Here is a 20,867-nt window from a genome sequence, read left to right on the forward strand (position 1 = left end):
CTCACGCCGGGTGGATGACCAGGCAGTAAGCGTCATAATCGATTTGTTGTGTCAATGTGATCCCTTGTTGCATCAAGTAGCGGCCGCTCAAACGTCTTCCTTCATATAAATAGACGCGGTCCGGGTCGAGCCCAGCGAGTTTGAGGCGCAACTTGTTCTTACCGTAGTGACGTCGGTCTGCGTTGACGAGGGCGACGTAGTCCTCCCCGTCCGTATAGCCCATCGCGTGGAACCCTTCTTTCTTGAGTGAGGCGAGACGATAGCTCGTCCCGTGCTGCACGAGCGGGCGGATCGACTTGTACGTCTCGATCCAACGCTTCGACGCGGCTAGGTCTTCCGTGCTCCATTCGAGCAAGTTGCCGCCGATGCCGAGCGTGCCTTGCATCGCGCTGACGAAGCGGTAGTTGAGCGGGAGTGCGCGGGCGTTCAGCCAGTTCGGCGCGTCCGTCACCCAGCAGCTCATCATCTTGGCGTTATAGGCGTAGGAGAACCCTTCCTGGATCTCGAGCCGGTCGAGCGCATCGGTGTTGTCGCTCGTCCAGACTTGTTCGACGCGCGAGAGCACGCCGAGGTCGATCCGACCGCCGCCGCCGGCACAAGACTCGAAGGCGACGTCCGGGTGTCTGTCCCGGAGCGTGTCGAGAATACGGTAGACCGCTTCCGTATGACGGAGCCACAGTTCTTTCGCGTCACCTAAATGCGGGCTGTCCGGTTCGGAGAAGGCACGGTTCATGTCCCATTTGATGTAGCGGATCGCATGGTTCTCGAGCAGATCGTCCAACAGATGCGTCACGTGCGCCTCGACTTTCGGCAGCGCCAAGTTCAGCACGAACTGGTTGCGCGACGTCGTCGACGGGCGTCCATTCGTGTGGTAGATCCAGTCGGGATGCGACCGGTACAAATCCGAATCAGGGTTGACCATCTCCGGCTCGACCCAGAGGCCGAACTGGAGGCCTTTGTCCTCGACGTAGCGGATGAGCGGCTCTAACCCGTTCGGGAACTTCGTCTTGTTGACGTGCCAATCGCCGAGACCGGCCGCGTCCGAGTTCCGTTCGCCGAACCAGCCATCGTCGACGACGAACAGCTCGCAACCGATCGCAGCGGCCTCATCGACGAGACGTTTCTGCCCGTCCTCGCTGACGTCGAAATACGTCGCCTCCCATGAGTTGTAGAGCACGGGACGCAGCGTCTCGCGCGTCCGTTCCGGCATGATGACGTCGCGCTCGAAGTCGTGCGCGTTCCGGCTCATCGCCCCGAAACCAAGTTGTGTGTAACCGATATAGGCCGCTGGCGTCGTGAACACGTCACCTGAAGCCAGCCGTTTCGCGAAGTCGAACGTGTTGAGCCCGCCCGTCACTTGCGTGAAGCCGAACTGGTCGCGCTCGAAATGGATGGCCCAGTTTCCGGAATGGCCGAGGAAGCCGTAGATGACCTCACCGTGCTGTTCCGTCGCCGCATCGTCAAGTGCGAACCACGGGTTGCTTTGATGGCTCGTCAAGCCGCGCCGGCTCTCGATCGTCTTCTTACCTGGGAGTAACTCACCTTGTTGTAATTGGAACTCACCGGTCCATGCCCCTGAAAAATGACTGAGGCGCAGATTGCGCTCGGTCAACCCGAGGCTGAACGACTGCGCGCTCTCGAGCGTGACGTCCGTCCCAGCTTGAACCGTCATCTTCCGTGCAATGATGTCGTACGCCGGATACACGGTGAAGTGGAGCGTGACCGTCAACTGTTGGATCGAGTCAATCAAGTCGAGCTCGAGCGTGTCGTGATCAATCCGTGCGTCTTGGAACGTGAAGGCGTGCAACCGTTCAGTCGCCGTATGGCTTTTGAGTGTCGGCTCGGTGTAGACGAGGTCGCCGAACGAGACGAACTCGTACGCGGCGACGCCTTCTGGTGTCTCGAACGACGAGTGCAACACCCGACGATCTGGTAGTTCAATGTAATCCGTTTCATAGAGCCGATTGCCGAGGTATTGATGGACGAGCCGGCCCCGAGCGTCGATGTCGAACACGTAGGCAATCTGCTTCCCTTCGATGACAAACCGGTTGTCGAAGCGATAGATCATGCCCCCACCTCCCGTTTCAACATAATGACGTCGAGCGGTTTGAGCTCGAGTGTCCCCGAGACCGCGTCCCCGTCGAGCGTCTGCCACTCGTCACCGATCTTGACCGTCGACGTGACGTCCGTCGAATGGTTCATATAGAAACGGATGACGTGACCGTCGCCGTGACGATCGACTTTCTCGACGTCGTCCGGAAGACGCGTTGCGTCGATGCCGGCACGCGTGAGCGCCTCGTTGTATATTGTGTCAAGCATCGTATCGTCGACCGATGAGCCGATGTACGTCACGTCGCCTTTATACGTGTGACGCGTGACGGCGGCCGTCCCTTTGTAGAACGCCTGCTCATACGTCGCGAGCACGTCGGCACCTTTTGGCGTGATCAAGTCGCACCAAATGTTCGCCTCAGACACGTAGTCGCCTAGGCGAACCTGGTTCGACTGGACCGCCTGCAAGCTCTCGTACTCGTCAATCTCGATGCCGGCGTATGTCGCGAACTTGCCCGGGAGCGTGTCTGCGTGACAGCGGTTGATCGGGTCTTTGACGCCGGTCCGGTACGTGAAGATGACGTGGCCGCCGTTCTCGATGTAGTCGATGAGCGATTTGTCGAACGTGTCATTGCCGAGGAAATAAAGCGGCACGACGACGAGTTTATACTTGTCGAGCGCGTCCCCCGGGAAGACGATGTCGGTGTTGACGCCTTGGCGCACGGCCGCCCCGTAGAAGCGGACGAACTCTTGCTTGAAGTTGAACGCGTCCGAATGAGGCTGGTGCGTCCACGCCCATAAGTTCTCTTGGTCGTAATAGACGGCGACGTCGGCTCTATATTCGGCCGCGTTGATCATGTCGCCGTGCGTCGTCAACTCTTTCATGACGCCTTGTACTTCATCGAACTTGCGTTTCGGCTTGCCGTCGTGGTCGATGATGCCGTGGCAGAACTCCTCGGTACCGAAATGGGCGGCTCGGAAGCGGAAGTAGACGATCGCCTCGGCGCCGCGGGCGACGGCTTGATGTGTCCAGAGACGGATGTGGCCCGGTCGTGGCAAGTAGCCGATCCGGCTCCAGCCTTGGGCGCCACTCAACTGCTCCATCACCCAGAAGCCTTTACCTTGTTTCGACGAGCGGCACAGATCGTGATCGTGCGCCGTCTTCTCGAACCGGTTCGGCTCCGGTAGCCCGCCCCAGACCGGATAGTTGTCGAACGAGACGTAGTCGAGGTCTTGGGCCATCTGTTGCTGGTTGATCGCCATGTCGCTATAGACGAGGTTGTGCGTGATGAACGCATCGTCATGGATGAGCGGACGGAGCGTGTCGACTTGGAGCTTGTTGAACGAGCGGTACGCGTCCGAGCAGAAGCGATCGAAGTCGACGAGGAGCGACGGGTTGTGCTCTTGGAACACGGTGCGAGGGACCGGAATCTGGCTCCATGCCGAGTATGTATGGCTCCAGAAGACGGTCCCCCAGGCCGCATTCAACGCGTCGAGCGTCTCGTAGCGGTCTTGTAGCCATGCTTGGAACGCGATTTGGTCGACGTCGCCGTACGAGCGGTCCGATTTCTCGTGGCCGTACTCGTTGTCGGTCTGCCAGCCGATGACGCGCGGATGCTTGCCGTAGCGCTCGGCCATCTTGCGGGTGATGCGCTCGCAGTACTCGCGGTACACCGGGCTGTTGACCGTGTAGTGGCGCCGGGCCCCGAAACTGATGCGGACCCCGTCAGCCGTCACCGGCAAGATGTCCGGATACTTCTCGATCAGCCAGGCGGGCGGCGTCGCCGTCGGCGTGCCGAGGATGATGTCGAAGTCTTGGCCGAACTTGTCGACGACCTCGTCCCAAAACGCGAAGTCGAACTCGCCGTCGGCCGGTTCCATCATCGTCCACGCGAACTCGGCCATCCGGATCACGTTGACACCTAACTCTTTCATCAAGCGGACGTCCGTGTCCCACAGGGCACGGTCCGTCTGTTCTGGGTAATAGTCTACTCCTACATACATGTTAGTCACCTCAATCGATTATTTGACCGCTCCCGAAGTCATCCCTTTTTGTAAGAAGCGTTGGAAGAAGATATAGAACACCATCGTCGGCAAGCTGATCAAGACGAGCGAGGCGTATAGTTTACCCGGGTCCCCGCCGAGCGCTTCAGTGAAGAACGTCGGCGCGAGCGTCACCGTCTGCTTGGCCGGGTCCGTCATGAACGTGAGCACCATCAAGTACTCGTTCCACGAGTTGAGGAACGCGTAGATCGTCGCTGTCGCGAGCGCCGGTTTGGCGAGCGGCATCATGATCTTATAGAAGATTTGGAACGTCGACGCCCCGTCGATATGGGCCGCTTCCATCAATTCGTTCGGCAGCTCGTCGAAGTAGCTCTTGATGAGCATGAGTCCGAACGGGAGGAAGAACGCCACCTCAGCGCCGATGAGCCCCCAATAGCTGTTCAGCCCGTCGAGCGTCCGCAGCGTGAAGAAGAGCGGGACGATGAGCGAGGCGACCGGCAGCATGAGCCCGGCCAAGACGAGGTTGAACAATAGGCGTTTCCCGGCGAACTCGAGCTTCGAGAAGCCGAACGCCGCGAAGGCGAGAAACGAGATCGAGATGATGATCATGAAGAAGGCGACGATGAAGCTGTTGAAGACGAACTGGGGAAAGTTCGGGTTCTGTAACGTCGCGATATAGTTACTGAAGCCGTTGACCCGTAAACTCTCTTTGAACATGACGAAGATCGGGAACAACCATATGACCGCCATAAGTGACAGGCCGACATTGGTGAGCCATCTTCCTTTTTTCGTTTGAATTTCCATGGGTACCCCTCCTCAGTCCATTTTCTTCTGCACACGCGTCTGGAAGTACGTGATGCCGAGCGCGATGATCAACAAGATGATGGCGACGGCACTGGCGTAACCGACCTCTTGGTGCAGCATCGACTTGCGGAACAAGTACGTCGAGATGACCTCGGTCGAGTTACCCGGTCCACCTTGCGTCGAGATCCAGACGATGTCGAACGTCTTCAGTCCACCGATGACCCCGAGGATCGTCAGCGTGAACGTCGTCCCTTTTAAGTTCGGGAACACGACGCTCCACAGCGTGCGCCAGAAGCCGGCGCCGTCGATGTTGGCCGCCTCGAACACTTCTCGTTCGATCGCGAGCATCGCCATGTAGTACATGATCATCGACGAGCCCGTCCATTGGAAGACATTGATCAAGATAATCGAGTAGAGCGCGACGTCTTGGTCACCGAGCCAGTTCTGCTCGAACGCGCCTAAGCCGACCATGCGTAAGAATTCGTTGATGTAACCGAACTGGAAGTCGAAGATCTGTGAGAACGCGGCGCCGAGGACGACCGGGCTCAGGACGACCGGGAAGAAGAACACCGATTTGAAGAACGTCCGGCCGACTCCTTTCGTGTGGAGCAAGTACGCCAAGACGAGCCCGAGCCCGGCTTGGATCGTCACGGTCAGGACGGTGAAGATGCCCGTGTTCTTGAGCGCGTTATAAAATTCAGGGTCGCTGAACATGCGGCCGAAGTTCTCGAGCCCGATGTACGTCTTCTCGAACGAGATGCCGTCCCACGAGAACACTGAGTGATACGCGTTATAGAAGATGCCGTAATAGATGAAGGCGATGACGAACAGGACGGTCGGGGCGACGAACGCCCAGCCGATCAAGTTCTTTTTCAGCTGCGCCTTCTTCTTCACCGGGTCCGGCCGTTTCGGCGGCACTGCGGACAGCTTTGGTTCCTGTTCCGTTAAGTCGGTTGCGTGTTGCATAGTGTTCCCTCACTTTCCGCTAAAAAAATCGAGCACCAGTCAGGCTGGCCACTGGCGCTCGTGTCGATTATTTACCTTGGTCGGCGATGGCTTGGATGCGTGCGAGTGCTTCTTTCGCATCTTGTCCGGCCGCGATGTTCTGGAGTTCTTTACCGAGCGTGTCGTACACTTTCGGGTCACGGATGCCGCGGCCCGCAACGGCGTTCTTCACCGTCTCGTTCAAGATCTCGTACGATTCGCGCTCGACGTCAGACGTGAACTTGTCTTCGTACGCGACTTCGATGTCCTTGACGGCTGGCGCCATCTCGAACTTCTCCATGTAGAGCGCTTGGCCCTCACCTTGCGTCATGTAGGCGATGAAAGCGGCCGCGCCGTCTTGTTGCTCTGACTCTTTGTTGACGCCGAGCGCCATGTCGATCGAGGCAATGACCGGTTGCTCGGTGCCACCCGCGAGGTTCGGGAGCGGGACGAATCCGATCTCGTCTTCGAAGTTGTTCCACTTGTCACGCTTCTCGACCGTCGTCATCGAGTGGGCTTCCCATGAGCCGATGACCCACATCGCCGCTTTCTTGTCGAAGAAGTTGTTCATGCCGTCCATGTATGTCGCGAGGCCGAGCGCCCCTTCTTGGAAGACTTTGTCTTCGAACAGTTGCTGCCAAAGTTCGGCCGTCTCGACCATCTCTTTGTCCGTCCATTTCGCTTCGCCTTCGAGTACTTTTTGGATGTAGCCTGGTGCGACCTGATGGCTCAACACGTTGAATACGTCCGTGCCGACCCAGGCGTCTTTCGCGCCGAGTTGCATCGGGATGACCGCGTCGCCCGAGGCATTGATCGTCTCGATCGCTTTGACCGTCTCGTCATACGTCTTCGGTGGCGTCACGCCGTATTTGTCGAGCAACGTCTTGTTGTACATGAGGTAGGCCTGACCTGTGAAGCCGACCGGCACCGCCATCTGTTCGCCGTCGACCGTCGTCTGTTCGACGCCGAGCTCGATCAACTTGTCTTTCCAGCCCGCGCCGGCCGCTTTGTCCATGTAGTCTTTCGCCGGGACGAGACGGTCCTTGTATTGCGGGATCATCGGTTCTTTGAGGCCGATGACGTCCGGGCCGTCGCCGCCGAGCATGGCGACTTGGAGTTGCTGCTCATAGTCCTCGAGACGCTTGAACTTGACGACGTAGTCGTCTTGCGACTCGTTGAACGATTTGGCGAGTGCCTCGCCGACTTCCGGTTGCGGCGCCCAGCCCCACCAGTTGATGACCGGCTTGCCGTCTTCCGTCGTCGCGGCCGCCTCTTCTTTCCCGCCGCAAGCTGCGAGCAATGATGACAAGACGAGTACCGATGATGCGAGTGCGATTGTTGATTTTTTCATGTCCAATTCTCCTTTGAATGTTATGCGACCAACTTGAGGCAAAGCTCCCGAATCAAGTGGTCTGGCATCGGTTGATCCCCGAGCCGGGTGAGCGTGTACGCGATCAGTTCCAAATCAAACTGCCAATGGTCGTCTATGTACGAGCCGACGACGTACAGGTCCGCCCCGAACGGCAGCGCGTCCTGTTGCTTCAAGCGCCAGAGCAGCATCTCGAACAGTTCGTCGAAGCTGTTCGCCCGCTCGGCCTGGTTCAAGTCCGAGACGCGGAACAGGCGGATGTCGCGTGCCTCCTCGTCATATAGCCGGAAGATGCCGTCCCGCCGTGAGCGGGTGACGACGACGCCGTCCGCTTTTGTGAACGCTTCCAATTCATCAAACGTCGAACCGTCTCTTGTGAATAGCCGCGTCGCCCCGTAGCGACCGAATATATCGTGAAACTTGTCTTTCAGCAATGGTGTCTCTATGTCCATGTCTTCCCCTCCACTTTCCCGTTTGAGAGTGTCACCCCTTACTTAGTAAATTAAATTTATTATCTAACTACAAACAGACTATACCATACGGATTTTATATTTGTAAACGGTTTCATTTAAATTATTTTTCGACACAAAAAAATCGCCCTCGTGTGAGAGCGATTGAGTCATTGGATTTCGCCGAACAGCTGGTTCGTGATGAGTGCGGCCGCACCGAGCGCGCCGTGGTTGGCGTTCCACGGGACGACGCGGATATCGGTCTGGCGTGCGTCCATCGTCAACGCCGTCTGGGCGACGCGTTCCTGGATGTTCGTGACGACTTGTGGCGCGTAGTTGAACAGCGGCCCCCCGAGCAAGATCCGGCTCGGGTTCAATAGATGAATCATATTGAGCGTCGCGATGCCGACGTATTCTCCGGCCCGCTCGTACAGCTTTTGGACGTCCGGGTTCGTTCCGACCGCGTCGCGCATGCCGTCGAGCGTCAAGTCATAGAGCTCTCGCGCCTCGTTCAAGATGGCCCGTTCGCCGGCGACGGCCTCCAAGCAGCCGCGGTTGCCGCACGAGCAGATTGGCCCGTCGAGCATGATGCGCATATGGCCAATCTCACCGGCGATATGGTGTTCGCCGTCGATCAGCTCGCCGCCATGGACGTAGGCGCCACCGATACCATAGCCGGCGTAGACGTAGAAGAACTCATCGATGCCGATTGCCTCGCCGAAGTAGAGCTCCCCGAGCGCGAGCGTCCGGACGTCGTTCTCGACGAAGACGTGCTGTTTCAGGCGTGCCTCGAGCTCCCGCTTCAGCGGGATGTCATGCAAGTGGAAGCGCGGCGCGAACAAGACGACGCCCGCTCCGGCCTCAACCATCCCGTGGACGGACACCCCAAGTCCGATCACGTCCCCGGAAGTCTTGCCGGCAAGTTGTATGTATAGCGTCACGATGGCGTCGATGAACTCCTCGTTCGTATCGAACCGCTCGTCGTGCCATGCCTCGTCAAGTAATTCTCCGTGAATGTTCGTCACGACGCCGTGCAATTTTCGTTGCGTCGCATCGATGCCGATGACGAAGCGGTCGCTCGCCGCGAGCTCGAGCATGATCGGCCGCCGTCCCCCGCTCGATACACCGAGCTCACGCTCGTTGACCAGCCCTTCTTCCTTTAGTTCATTGACGATGTTCGAGATCGTCGGCTTCGTCAAATTCGTCGCCTTGGCGAGCTCGACCCGGGACACCGGCTGATGGAGCCGGATGAGCCGGAGGATGAGCGAGCGGTTATACGTCCGCATCCATTTCGAGTTCCGTGGTGTCGTCTTCCCCATAACTAGTCCACCCATTTCTGTGCTTTTTTCTTAGTATAGCATGTCGGAGAAAGCGGTCATGGGTTGACTGAAAAATTCTGGCAAATCAATTCCTTTCGGTCGCGACGACGCTGTCAAAGAAATCGCGAACGTGATAGTCCTGCGGATACGCCGACAGCTCTTTCGCGTACGCAAAATCCCCGAACAACTTGTTCATCGTGACGTTTCGGTCGACGAGTTTTCCAATGACGCCGTTGAACAGACCTAAGCGCCGGACGCGGTTGCCGTGGACGGCCCCGATCATCGAGACGAGGTCGGACGTGCACACGTAGTCCGCGTTCTGGGGATGGAACGTCCCGCTGTCTCCGTTCAAGACGATGAGCGCTAACAATTCGGACAAGTTGTCGATATGGATCATGCTACGTTTATTCTGAAAGCTCGGGAAGACCGGGACTTTTTGAGCAAGGCCCGCCAGTTTCACGTAATTGCCTTTCGAGCCCTTCCCGTAAATCATCGGCGACCGGACGTTCGCGACCACGAACGTTTCGTCTGACAACTCCGCAAGCTTGTTCTCGGCTTGGAGCTTACTGTCGCCGTAAAAATTGGACGGGTTCGGCATGGTGTCGCGCGTGATCAATTTCGCGTTCGTCGCGTCCCCGTAGACGATCATACTGCTGAGGAAGATGAACTGCTTGACGCCAGACCGCTTCGCTCTGGCTGCGACTTCCGCTGTCAGCTCCGTGTTCACCTTGTAGTAGAGGTCTTCCATACTTTTATCCGTCGACACATGGGCAATCCCGGCCACGTGCAAGATTGCATCGTAGCCTTCAAACGAACGTTGTCTCCATGCACCATCACGCATCCCGACCGTATCGACGTGAATCTGCTCCTTGTAGTGCTCCTCGATCCAACGCTTGCATGAATCGCCGACAAAACTTGTTTCCCCGGTAATCAACACTCGCTTCACGGTATCGCCTCCTATGTATGGTTCAATCGCCCTTTCCACTTCTCTACAATTCTTCCCGTATTTGTCACTGGATACGCATAAAAAAGAACGCTCATTTACGGAGAATCCAACTTCTAAATTGCTTGATCAAACGAAGCCAACTTACGGTTAATTAGGATGGCATCTCCTCACCGAATCACCTTTTTTGACCAATCGGAGAATATTCATTGATATCCCTGATGCACCAACGGCCTTATCGCACGTAAGCCTAGAGCTTACGTGAAATATCGGCCTAGGATAAAGTATGGAGTCGAAAGGCGACCGTGTAGCAACATCCGAAAATTGAATATCAATGACTATACTCGAAGCATCCTAGGAAATTGAGAGAGCGCTCGAGAAAGAGCAAACCAATGAACACAATTGATGACCAAATTCACGAGTGGGAGCCGATGATTCGTTACGTCATCCGCCACTTACACATCCATCCGAATGAACAGGAGGACTGCGCCCAAATCGCAAGGATCGCTTTATGGGAGGCATTGAACCGCGGCTGCACGTTATCGAAGACGTACTGCTTCCAACGCATCCGCGGCGCAATCCTGAACCACCAACAGAAGAACGCCCGTCACTTGAAACATGAAGTCGCGGCCGAACGCCTGCCCGAACAATGTATCGAGTCCGAGCGTCACTTCTACGACTGGCTCGACGAACAACGGATGTTGCTGTCACCACGCCATTTCGAACTCCTCTGCCACTTGATCGACGGGACCGAACAGACGTTGCCTTACTCCCCGAGCCGGCTCCGGGCGTATAAGGCGGACGTCCAACGCGAACTGCGAGAGGCAATCCAGATGAAGGAGTGAACACGATGAAGAAAATACTGTTGCATGACGCAATCACCGCTTACTTGGAAGACTTGGAGACGCGACGTGAGAAACCCGAGACGACATTGAAATCGTACCGCAACACGCTGCGGCGCTTTGAACAGTTCGCGCTAGAGCGTGGTGCCGTCTATATCCAAGACGTCACCGAGAAGAAACATGCCGTCCCTTACAAACAATCCATCAACGACAAAGCTGACAATACGGTCCGGTCCTACATCATGGCGGTGCGAAGTCTGTTCACGTTCGCGATGGAACGACGCTGGGTGAAACAAAACCCGTTCAGCCGGATCGTCACGCGCGAGAGCGTCCAAAAACAACCGACCATCCTCAGTCGCGACCAGCTGAACACAGTCCTGTATCACGCGCGGAACACGACGCTCTATACGATTTATCTCGTCGGGGGTGACGCCGGTCTCCGGATCAGTGAGATTTTAGATTTAGAATTGAACCATCTCGATTTCGAAAACAGTATCCTAATCGTCTGGAAAGGGAAAGGCGACAAAACGAGATTGATCCCGATGACACCTCGGCTCGCTCAAGAACTGAAGACGTACATCGAGAAGGACCGACCAAACGTCGGAGACTCCAACTACGTCTTTCTCATGCCGAGCGGCCGCGTCGTTCAGGCGAACTTTGTGAACGAGGATTTGAAACAGATTGCGAAAGCGCAACTCGGCCTCCACTTAACGAGTCATATGTTACGTCATAGCTTTGCGACAACGTTATACAATCAAACGCAAAATATTTTGCTGGTCGGCAACCTACTAGGTCATAAGTCGACCCAAACGACGGAACGCTATTTGCACGTCTCACAAGAACAGAGTCGTAAAGCGCTTGAAGGGTTGAATGACTAAGAGAGCATAAACGAGACTTGAGAGACTTTAAACAGTCATTCAAGTCTCGTTTGTTTTGTGATTACAGCTATGAATTTTCACCACCTCTGACATCCTATGTACCATCAAATGCCACTTTTTGTACCAGTCGGCGCCACGCACTTACCGTTTTATGAATGGCAGTCCGTCAGACAAAGTAAGGCGGAGTTATGAACCACTGGTTGCGGAAAACTGAGCCACCAAATGCGGAGACTGAATCGACTTCGAAGACTCCCCTGGTTTGCAACGAATTCGGAGTCTGATCTTGAGATTATTCGTATAAGTGCTGTAACGTCGCACTAAATTTCAATAGAAGTACGGGATTCATTTGTTAGGAAGGCATTCAAGTTCGTACTCGTGATGCAGGAGCGACAAGGTGACGTTCGGCTTAAATGTTCAAAGTCGATTAGATGTCCATCTGACGATTTAATAGACTTCCAGGGGGGAATGAGTATTGCGGAGACAGAGAGCCACTAGTGCGAACAAGGCGCTCCCGGTGGCCTCTTTCTTATAAATCTAATGGGTTATGTCCCACCCTCGTCGTCGTTCACCAACATTGCGTAAGAACCATTTCATTCTAACGTTCACACATACTTAAATGTCATGCCGACGGCATACATCTCTAGTATAGGGGAGAAAAGGTTTCGAGCGGATAAGTGGTATAATGTCCGAACTGAGTGGCTCAGTTGTCCGCACTCGGTGGCTCAGAAGAATGCACAAGTGGCTCATTTTAAATGCAATAATCATCAACCGACGAATCATCCAGAAAGTTCTCTGGGAGGACGAGCCTTCCAATAAACCACTTCTCCTAAAAATACTGGACATCCATCCCTTCTTGAAGGAATTGAACGAGCTGATCCGCTCATTCAAAGAACTTTTCGAGACAGCGACGTCTGAACAAGATATCTTAAGGTGGTGTGGACAGGCAGAGCGGATGAACGAAACGAAGCTATCTTCTTTTGCAACCTATATAAGAGGGGATCTCGACGCCATCCGACTTGGAATGACCCTGCACTGGTCAAACGGTATGGTCGTGCAGGTTTGGAGCTGTTGCGAATCAAAATATTGAATTTGACTTGAAGCTCTTTGTTCTACTGGAATATGAATCGATGTCTACATAAACATATGGATGAAGCGTTTCATCAAAAGTGAGGAAGAACCATTTTAACAGCGTTGATTACACCCGAGATACCGATGTGACCAGTTCAACATAATCAGGGATGTCACGACCATGTATCCAAATCACTTAAGGATAGCATCGGTAAAGTGTTCGCAAGAAAGTCTGTTCAGCGCCAACGATTTCCGAGACGTGGTCTACTATCTCGCGACCCTCACGGACGATGGGCGAACTCGTCCAACTGTTAAAAAGTAAAGAGTTCTCAAGTAAGTCGAAGATTCAGTTGAAGAGGTTACGAGATTCGGACCTGGTCACCATCGATGACCTGATATATATGGCTATGGACCAACGAGAAGCCAACCTCTTCTTCCATCTCGTCAACCACCTTTATGAGCGCAGCTCGATCATCCTGACCCCGAAAAAAAGCCCAGATCAATGGGGCGAATTAATCTGTGACCAGGGCATTACGACTGCGATACTAGACCGGCTAACTCCATCGCGTCGAAATCATACATAGTGATGACGACAGTCATCGGATAAGGAACAGAAAATCATTGTTTTCGGCAGACGTGTAAAAGGCAAACGAGCAAACAGTGTCAAAATCAACTTGGCGTCTACACGTAGGACCCTCAGTAGAGTGTAATGGCTGATTTGAAAGCCCATTACAGCAGAAACACGTTCAGCCTCCTTCGCATTCATGGCCCATACTAAAGTCGATAACAGGCACTCCGTACGGAGTGGTCTCCGGGAATGAGAACATGGCCATGGCAACCGCTCAGTAAAAATGAATCATGGGCAACTAGAGTTGTCACAGAACCACTTGGGCACTTGAACATACAAATGGAGCACATGGTGCAGTCTTGGAAAGGTCCTTCAGTTGTCGTTTCGCAAAACCGTGACGTCTGTGACAACAATCACCGAAGTCCGAGCAACGCGCCATTTTGGACGCGAGGCGTGCTACAAAATGCGTCACCCAATGGTGTGTTTGAACACTCCTGATGTGCAATCAATCATCTAAAAGTTCTAACTAATTCATGGGTATCAATCCTTTTTGACTTTATTCCCATAATGTCAGAATCATTACTTCACTAACATTGCGTAAGAACCACTCCTACTTTGCACTACACATTAAGTGGGTAGAGGAGGCCTTGTCCTGACCGTAGTCAGTCCCGAACACTAGATAAAATAGTATGGGTCATAGCCTGTGCCACTTAATACAATATAGTTGTATAAAACCAATACGAATATAAATACCATCATATATATTACTTTTAATTCATCATTCTTCATTTTCGAAAATATTAAAGGAATTAACAATAATGCATACGGGGCGAAATATTCTGCTATCCGTTGAATCATCTGGACTTTTAATCCTAAGACGCTAAAAACTGTATAGAAAACTACAGCGTTAATCCAAATTTTTTGAATAGTATTATTCAAGTCTATTTTTTTATGGTAAAATAAACTAAAAATTAATATAGCAATCGGTAAAACAGCGTTGGTAAATGATAACCCCGTCATACCATATGCATCTGGTGTGTATACTGAATAAGATGTTCTTTGAATGAATTCTAGTATTGTGTTTAAAGAAAGCATCGTCGCAATAGAACCCAATAAAATTATAGTGAGGTTTTTTATGTTGAATTTGAAATTCAATATAAAGTAAAATACTATCATGATTAAAGCACTTCTGTGAAATAGTGATGCTATTATAATTACTATACAATATTTAAAAAGGTTTCTCTCATATAGAAATTTAGATCCAAAAAAAACTATAGCAACTGCTAAAATATGGCGCATGGTATTGAATGAAGTATAATAAGCGCCAATTGTAGTAAACATTAAAACACTAAGCCAGATATAAGCAGAATATTTACTGAATTGATGAAAGAACCCATACAAAATGATAAAAGTAATGAAAATTAATAAATAAAAGTCATTACTTGTAAATAGTCCAATTAGTTTGTTTAGGAAGATGTAACCATTTTCCTGATAAAAGTTTGCTTGAAAAACTTCAGTAAAACTATACCTGTTATACGAATGAAATAACATAGAATAATTTTTGTAATCAGTAGTAAAGTCACCTCTAAAGGCAGAGACAATAAAAAGCAATAAAAAGCTGGGGATTATAAAAAAGTGATTGGGAAGACTTTTTCTATTGGTTTTCAGCTTGACATTTGAATTAATGATTTCGAAAAGAAATGCCAAAATTATTAAGATTAGACTAACCGAAACATAAACTAACACCGTTAAAATGACATCCTTTCAATGAAACAATATTTTGAATTTATATTCGAAAAGAATAATTGTATTTTAACATACAGTAGTTAAAATATTCTATTACTATGAGGCAACTAATCAATAATCGTACAAAACTAGTAAGTAAGCACTCTACGAAAATAGGGTGCTATTTTATTTGGAAAGAGCTGATGTGATTGCTTACGGTAACTGGTTAAACGGTAATTTTGAAATGCTAACAGATGTCTCCAATTGTTAATGCTATTTCGTAATGTCCAAAAGTTGATAGTATTGTTCGCCCAGGATTTGACGGATATAATATCCTTAAGAACCCTGGAGAAAAAGAAAAAACGTCTCCCATAATGTCAGAATCTTTTCTAACCAACATTGCGTAAGAACCTTCCTATTTTGCACTACACACTTGTCCGCGGATAGGTTGACCGATTCCCAGCCCACCAAGAAACCTTGCTCGATCACAACATTGTCGTAGTGAGTGATTGTTTACATCTCGTCCACATGTGTAGTGCAAAATACTTCACCTTCACCTATTACGCGTAACAGCCTTTTTTAGTTAAGCAGTCACAAACTCTCACTGTAGGCTTGTTTTTTATTCAGGGCAAGGTGCTTTAGTTAATTTTATAATTTCATTCTCTAAAATTTTTTTTAATTATTTTAACTTGCATTTTTTTAATTATCTTTATTGCACCTTGATCATATAATGAATGTATATAGTAAATTCTATTATATCTTCTTACATAGGCATTCATATGCTTTACAAAGTATTCAAAATCATTTAGCTCTTGTGCCTTTTTAAAAACTATATGACTCTGTGTTGATATTTCCATACGCAAATCTTGAACTTTCTTTCTAAATAAACCGATATCATTAGACGATGATACTCTCTTCTCGGGTCTCCAAGAGTTATCTTTGTCTTTTTTATAAAGTCTATAAGGAAGTTCATCTCTAGTATGATGGAAATGACTTTTTTGAGACTGAATTAAAGTCTCTAAGCTAATCTGATCTAAGTGTATTTTCTTGGAATGAATCCCCTCGCAAATAATCTTTTCGATTATAGAGTTTCGAATCAAAACAACATTGTTACCTTGACTATCAGAAGTATATTCTGGCAACCAAGCGTCACCGAGAGTCACATCAGCAGTTTCGTTCATAACGTCGTCAGTAAAATCAGATGCATGACTTTTAAAAAAACCATGCCCCCAATTATATCCAAACAGCTCATTCATTTTTTTGGTTATCTTAACTTCTTCCCCGTTGATAGTTCCCTTCATTTCAATAGAATATTGATTAGAAGGTTCATTTAAAATTTTCTTTCTGTAATCAATAGTAGTTAAGTCGCCAGGTTTAATGCCAACCTGCCAAGCTAAGCAATCAGTGAATTTAGTACTTTTTTGATGCCCACATATTAAACCGATAGTGAACTTAATTCTTTCTCGAATAATCGGATCATAATCTGCTAACAAACGAACACTCATAATATGGCTCGGTGTTCCTACAATAGCATATCTCCCCTCGGTGTTTTTTACTTTTTCCAGTACTTCAGAAACTTCTACCGGATAATATCTAGTTTTTGCTCCAGCTTTAATTTCCTCTATGGAATTTGATATATCATACTTAAATAATATTGGCGATTCTGTATCTTTATTTTCTTTTACGTGGATTACCCCATCAATTAAGTTTCTTTCGAACAACTCCTTGAAAATCCAAGTACCAAATCCTCCTGAACTGGCATTTTTTCTATAATCACCTTCTAAAACGTGTCCAGCATAAATATTGCTATAGTAACCTACTCTTTCGTCATACTTAATATCAGGAATATTGCCAAATAAATTTTCACTTATCTCATCTTCATTCTTACTATCTTTCGAATTCAAACACACTTTTGATAATAAGTTTAGAGAATCCTTGTCTAAATAGTTGTTATAGTTTGGCTTATATTCTCCAAACTCATTTAAACTTGTTTGTATATCTTTGTTAATTACTGTAAATATTCCAGTTCCGAAAGAATACCCGTTTTTTACAATTGTACTAAATACGTTATCTGACGATTTCATTTTATATTCTCCCTTTTAAATTTATTTAATAGATTTGAAAATCTATTTTTTATTTTCAGCATTGAATTTAAAATAGAAATAATCATTTTTTTCTCGGTAGAATTAAGCGAAAATCTCCAAAGTATAGATGTATATATAACGGAAAATAAAAATATTTTTAATAGTATCGACAGCAAACTATCGGAGGCTATAAACACATTTATAAAAAATCCGCCAATTAAAGAAGACCCTATAGGAATTGATAATAAAATTATATTTTTCCAAAATAACAGCACATTAAGTTTTATTTTTTTGTAATAGTAGATATTCATAACAATTGAATTTCCTAAAATATACGATATACCTATACTGAATGCTATTCCTACCCCACCATAATTATTTACTAACAAAAGTGAAAGTATTAAATTAAATATAGCAATTAAAATCAAGACTACCGATCGGAATTTTTGAAGGTTCTTCGCCTGCAATATAATCAGCCCAATATTTTGAATCAATGGTATAGTTATTGGCACCATAATTAAAATAACCATATAATATGCTTCAGCAAAGTCTTCTCCAACCCACATTTTAATAAACTGATGTCCAAACAAAATAAAACCACATAAAATAAATGACAGAATCATAAACTGAATTCTTCCAAACTTAATCATTATTTTAGAAAGTTCATCCGAACTAACATTATTAGCTACCATCATAGAAACTTTTGGAAGAAGTAACATGCTTATTGATGTAGAAAAATAAAGATACAACCGAATAAATTGAATTGCAATTGCAAAAACAGCGATTGCAATTGTATTAGAGAATATCCCTAAAATAATTTGTCCAGTATTCCAGTTGACTTGATCAACTACAATCCCCAAAAAGATGAAAAAAGAATATCCTAATATTTCCTTCAATACATCAGAATCTATAATTGAGAACCTGAATTTTATATTTAAATTACTAATACAATAATATACGTTAAAGATTAGTAGCAATATATTAATAATCGAAGAAATGACGACTACAGTAAGGGCACCATATCCTAAAAATAAAAATGGTAGACTAATAATAGGGAGAGCTATTGTACGAATAATTGAAACAATTTTACTTACAATAAACTTTTCGTATGCTTGCATAATAGCCCCAAATATACTTAACGGAAACGAAAGTGAAAAAGTAATGGTAATTATTACAATCATCATTTTCACCAAACTAATTTCCGCATCCGAAAAATTATTTTTAAATGCTACTTCCGCTGTGTTGTAAGCTACAATTCCTATAACAACAGTCAAAATTCCTATAACCGTATATAAGATTAAAAAGAAACCATTCATTTTTGCTTCTGAATCCAGATCACCTATAACCCTATTTCTTGCAGTATACCTAACTATCGCATTTCCTAATCCCATATCTAAAATACTAAGATATGCAGCTAATGAGCCTACCATTGCATATAGCCCATATTCTTCTTGTCCCAAATATTTGATTAATATAGGTGTAAACAATAAAGTTACAACTATAGTGACCAAAATTGATAAATACGATAATATAGCTCCAGATTTAATTTGACTCAATTTTAATAACTTCCTTTTTTGTTATTAATTTATAATATTGGATTCTGTATATCGCATAATTAATATTAAATCAGTAGTCTCATATAATAAGAACTCTATCTTTAGAAGTGAGATTTTTTAGTCAAGAGCAGTGAATTTCTGTCTTTATAAGAGCCTATAAAAGCGATTACCTAATAAATTCTTCAGATTTTGAGTCTAGGATAGAAAAACAAAACTCTAATCGTATATTGTTATTTGGATAAACTACGATGAGAGTTTTTTATTTTGTCCTAAAAATTTATATTTTTTAGTTCTGATAGACCCTAGTATTTAAATGTCTTTCTTATGATTCCCGACATCTCATTCATCTTTCCGTTCAATCACCACAATATAACTTTCCAACTAGTTATCTTGCTTCTCGAACAAGAAAATAAGATACGATTAAACCCAAATATTATAGATGTCGCTATCGAAGTTTCACTCTTTTATTCTAAAGCTGCATATGGAAATCGGTTGAAGATATAGAACCCAGAGCTTATAAAGTCCCCTAGAAATAACCGGAATTATCTCATACAATATATTAAGAAACCATTATCATAGACTCATTGTTTTTTTTAAAAAATTATATGACTTCTCTCTTTCCTTGTCTAATATCTCTTTAATTGGAGCATATTCAATGTAAAAAAGGTCTTTTCTATTTACAATTGCTGACCACTTTCTCTCTTTAAGATTCAATTTTGACAACAAAGTATCAATACGAGAATTCATAGATGTTTCATTTTTAATATATCTTTCAAAAACAATAAAAGGTTTTTCAAAGACAATTGAAAAGACGCAGCCATGAAATGAATCTGTAAAGATTAATGAAGCAGAGTTTAGATAATCAAGAAATTCAGAAGGTCCTACTGAGTACCGAACTCTGTCCTTTAAACTACCTAAATTAATTACTTTCAGCCTATATTCATTAGCAATGTCATCTATATTTTTTTGAGTTTCTTCGCTAATTTCGCCTAAAAAATAAGTGAGAAGGTAATTTTCCATTGGTTTGTCTACATCTGGATAGGAAATCTTTAACCATTCTTCTTTTTTTAGTAACAAAGTTGGATCAACAAGTACCGGAACCTCTTTTCCTGTAATATTCTTAATGATTACTGCACCGGCATCTTCTCTAACTGAAATTTTTTCAAAACCTTTAAGTTTTTCTTTATAGTTTATAGTTTCTTGAGTTGATAAATTGGAAACCCCAAAACTTGGAGCGTAAGAAATTCTTTTATGTGTTGGTGCAAAAGTTAAAAAATCAATTTCTGTTCCGAATTTAAAAAAAGGATTCCAGACTTGATCACTACCGGTAATAAAAAAATCATAATCCTCTGAAAGTTTCACCGGCACATACAGATCATTAATTTTAAAGTCTGATTCGCTTATGTACTTATTTGTGAAGTTCTTAAAGTTAAGAATTTTTTCTTGATATATTCTTTTATTTAAATTCAATAGTATTCTACGCTTTATCCCCCCCCAATTTTTTAAGTTAAATAACTTTTTAAATTTAGAATGAATAGGTACAGAGACTAAGTTTCTGTCATAAACTAAAGTCTCAACTTCAGATTCCATAGCCCTTACAGTCTCCTGTAAAGCATAATTTTGTAGTCTATTACCATAATTGCTATAATCATTTATTGTCAAAATAGCAATTTTTTTCTTAGGAGTCATTTTCATCACCTCAATAATAATTTAGAAATTAATTTGATTAGTTAACGGTTTACTAAAATAAATACCCTTGAAATCTCTATGTTCATTTTTACAGTCCAGAGCAGACATTTCCTTAGGCTTCTATTGATTTTTCTAAGTCAATTAACCGACACCGCCCACCCAACCATTATGAAGTCCAACACTTTTAGGAAATACTTAAGTCAAAAACCATTGGATTTTCTTCTCTGCCACGTATCTCGGCCGATTTTTAGCGCTTATCAGAGTAAGGTCACTGACATATTGATTCGCCCTACATAGATTCAGAGATACAATATCGGTAAGATACTTTTTTCCCAAAAGAAAAAATCCTATATTTTATTTTAGGGAAGGAGTCACGCACAATTTCTCGATTAGTTTTCCGCAGGACGCCTCGTAGATCTCAGGCATTGCGCTAAATTTAGATTCCACTTTCATGTAACACTTTTGTAATCTTTTAGTCTCGCATCCGAAATTAGGTCTGATCTCTTAAGAAACAGTCAAGGTCTTCATTTCGTTGA

Annotated in this window: 15 protein-coding genes and 1 pseudogene; 4 read left to right on the forward strand and 12 right to left on the reverse strand. The window is 46.6% G+C overall.

What is annotated here, in order from left to right; all coding sequences use genetic code 11:
- Nucleotide 1: 1 nt before the first annotated feature.
- The 8 genes from EVJ24_RS01250 to EVJ24_RS01285 form a co-directional block, all read right to left on the reverse strand.
- The gene (locus tag EVJ24_RS01250; RefSeq protein WP_131438983.1) at nucleotides 2-2,068 is read right to left on the reverse strand and encodes an alpha-galactosidase; all 2,067 of its coding nucleotides are present in this window, start codon (nucleotides 2,066-2,068) and stop codon (nucleotides 2-4) included.
- Nucleotides 2,065-4,053 (reverse strand): beta-galactosidase, encoded by a 1,989-nt coding sequence (locus EVJ24_RS01255; protein ID WP_131438984.1) that lies wholly within the window; start codon nucleotides 4,051-4,053, stop codon nucleotides 2,065-2,067. Before EVJ24_RS01255 ends, EVJ24_RS01250 begins: the two co-directional genes overlap by 4 nt.
- Before the next feature lie 18 nt (nucleotides 4,054-4,071).
- Nucleotides 4,072-4,857 carry a carbohydrate ABC transporter permease gene (locus EVJ24_RS01260; protein ID WP_016507830.1) on the reverse strand — a complete coding sequence of 262 codons (786 nt, stop codon included), beginning with the start codon at nucleotides 4,855-4,857 and terminating at the stop codon, nucleotides 4,072-4,074.
- A 12-nt stretch (nucleotides 4,858-4,869) separates the two neighbouring features.
- Nucleotides 4,870-5,823, reverse strand: a complete 954-nt coding sequence (locus EVJ24_RS01265; RefSeq protein WP_131438985.1) for a carbohydrate ABC transporter permease — start codon at nucleotides 5,821-5,823, stop codon at nucleotides 4,870-4,872.
- A 67-nt stretch (nucleotides 5,824-5,890) separates the two neighbouring features.
- Nucleotides 5,891-7,192, reverse strand: coding sequence for an ABC transporter substrate-binding protein (locus EVJ24_RS01270; RefSeq protein WP_201738992.1), 1,302 nt, complete (start codon nucleotides 7,190-7,192; stop codon nucleotides 5,891-5,893).
- A gap of 20 nt (nucleotides 7,193-7,212) precedes the next feature.
- Nucleotides 7,213-7,662 (reverse strand): hypothetical protein, encoded by a 450-nt coding sequence (locus EVJ24_RS01275; RefSeq protein ID WP_070328426.1) that lies wholly within the window; start codon nucleotides 7,660-7,662, stop codon nucleotides 7,213-7,215.
- Between the two features lie 167 nt (nucleotides 7,663-7,829).
- The gene (locus tag EVJ24_RS01280) at nucleotides 7,830-8,978 is read right to left on the reverse strand and encodes an ROK family transcriptional regulator (RefSeq protein WP_131438987.1); all 1,149 of its coding nucleotides are present in this window, start codon (nucleotides 8,976-8,978) and stop codon (nucleotides 7,830-7,832) included.
- Between the two features lie 85 nt (nucleotides 8,979-9,063).
- Entirely contained in the window at nucleotides 9,064-9,924 is an 861-nt protein-coding gene (locus EVJ24_RS01285; RefSeq protein WP_131438988.1) for an NAD-dependent epimerase/dehydratase family protein, read from the reverse strand.
- Nucleotides 9,925-10,313: 389 nt separating this feature from the next.
- On the opposite strand from EVJ24_RS01285, the gene EVJ24_RS01290 reads away from it, so the two are divergent.
- From EVJ24_RS01290 to EVJ24_RS01305, 4 genes and pseudogenes are all read left to right on the forward strand, one after another.
- Nucleotides 10,314-10,766, forward strand: coding sequence for a sigma factor (locus EVJ24_RS01290; protein WP_070328421.1), 453 nt, complete (start codon nucleotides 10,314-10,316; stop codon nucleotides 10,764-10,766).
- Between the two features lie 5 nt (nucleotides 10,767-10,771).
- A complete protein-coding gene (locus EVJ24_RS01295; RefSeq protein ID WP_131438989.1) occupies nucleotides 10,772-11,641 on the forward strand; it encodes a tyrosine-type recombinase/integrase in 870 nt (289 codons plus the stop codon).
- 730 nt (nucleotides 11,642-12,371) lie between these two features.
- Nucleotides 12,372-12,728: a hypothetical protein gene (locus tag EVJ24_RS01300; protein WP_131438990.1), complete on the forward strand. Its 357-nt coding sequence runs from the start codon at nucleotides 12,372-12,374 to the stop codon at nucleotides 12,726-12,728.
- Nucleotides 12,729-12,996: 268 nt separating this feature from the next.
- Nucleotides 12,997-13,351: pseudogene (locus EVJ24_RS01305) on the forward strand (ATP-binding protein); the annotation flags it as partial.
- 601 nt (nucleotides 13,352-13,952) lie between these two features.
- Here the strand turns inward: EVJ24_RS01305 and EVJ24_RS15570 are convergent.
- The 4 genes from EVJ24_RS15570 to EVJ24_RS01325 form a co-directional block, all read right to left on the reverse strand.
- Nucleotides 13,953-15,023 (reverse strand): EpsG family protein, encoded by a 1,071-nt coding sequence (locus tag EVJ24_RS15570; RefSeq protein ID WP_161568719.1) that lies wholly within the window; start codon nucleotides 15,021-15,023, stop codon nucleotides 13,953-13,955.
- A 635-nt stretch (nucleotides 15,024-15,658) separates the two neighbouring features.
- Nucleotides 15,659-17,086 carry a Coenzyme F420 hydrogenase/dehydrogenase, beta subunit C-terminal domain gene (locus EVJ24_RS01315; RefSeq protein ID WP_131438991.1) on the reverse strand — a complete coding sequence of 476 codons (1,428 nt, stop codon included), beginning with the start codon at nucleotides 17,084-17,086 and terminating at the stop codon, nucleotides 15,659-15,661.
- Nucleotides 17,083-18,642, reverse strand: a complete 1,560-nt coding sequence (locus EVJ24_RS01320; RefSeq protein WP_131438992.1) for an oligosaccharide flippase family protein — start codon at nucleotides 18,640-18,642, stop codon at nucleotides 17,083-17,085. The genes EVJ24_RS01315 and EVJ24_RS01320 overlap by 4 nt, the downstream gene beginning before the upstream one ends.
- A gap of 573 nt (nucleotides 18,643-19,215) precedes the next feature.
- Complete coding sequence (locus tag EVJ24_RS01325; RefSeq protein WP_201740332.1) at nucleotides 19,216-20,337, reverse strand: polysaccharide pyruvyl transferase family protein; 1,122 nt, start codon at nucleotides 20,335-20,337, stop codon at nucleotides 19,216-19,218.
- Nucleotides 20,338-20,867 lie beyond the last annotated feature (530 nt).

The sequence above is a fragment of the Exiguobacterium sp. SH1S21 genome, assembly GCF_004337175.1.
Lineage (GTDB): Bacteria > Bacillota > Bacilli > Exiguobacteriales > Exiguobacteriaceae > Exiguobacterium > Exiguobacterium aurantiacum_A.

Coding starts and splice junctions, on each gene's coding strand:
- EVJ24_RS01250 (WP_131438983.1), bottom strand. CDS start 2,068: ATGATCTATCGCTTCGACAACCGGTTTGTCATCGAAGGGAAGCAGATT.
- EVJ24_RS01275 (WP_070328426.1), bottom strand. CDS start 7,662: ATGGACATAGAGACACCATTGCTGAAAGACAAGTTTCACGATATATTC.
- EVJ24_RS01280 (WP_131438987.1), bottom strand. CDS start 8,978: ATGGGGAAGACGACACCACGGAACTCGAAATGGATGCGGACGTATAAC.
- EVJ24_RS01290 (WP_070328421.1), top strand. CDS start 10,314: ATGAACACAATTGATGACCAAATTCACGAGTGGGAGCCGATGATTCGT.
- EVJ24_RS01265 (WP_131438985.1), bottom strand. CDS start 5,823: ATGCAACACGCAACCGACTTAACGGAACAGGAACCAAAGCTGTCCGCA.
- EVJ24_RS01255 (WP_131438984.1), bottom strand. CDS start 4,053: ATGTATGTAGGAGTAGACTATTACCCAGAACAGACGGACCGTGCCCTG.
- EVJ24_RS01325 (WP_201740332.1), bottom strand. CDS start 20,337: ATGAAAATGACTCCTAAGAAAAAAATTGCTATTTTGACAATAAATGAT.
- EVJ24_RS01295 (WP_131438989.1), top strand. CDS start 10,772: ATGAAGAAAATACTGTTGCATGACGCAATCACCGCTTACTTGGAAGAC.
- EVJ24_RS01315 (WP_131438991.1), bottom strand. CDS start 17,086: ATGAAATCGTCAGATAACGTATTTAGTACAATTGTAAAAAACGGGTAT.
- EVJ24_RS01270 (WP_201738992.1), bottom strand. CDS start 7,192: ATGAAAAAATCAACAATCGCACTCGCATCATCGGTACTCGTCTTGTCA.
- EVJ24_RS01260 (WP_016507830.1), bottom strand. CDS start 4,857: ATGGAAATTCAAACGAAAAAAGGAAGATGGCTCACCAATGTCGGCCTG.
- EVJ24_RS01300 (WP_131438990.1), top strand. CDS start 12,372: ATGCACAAGTGGCTCATTTTAAATGCAATAATCATCAACCGACGAATC.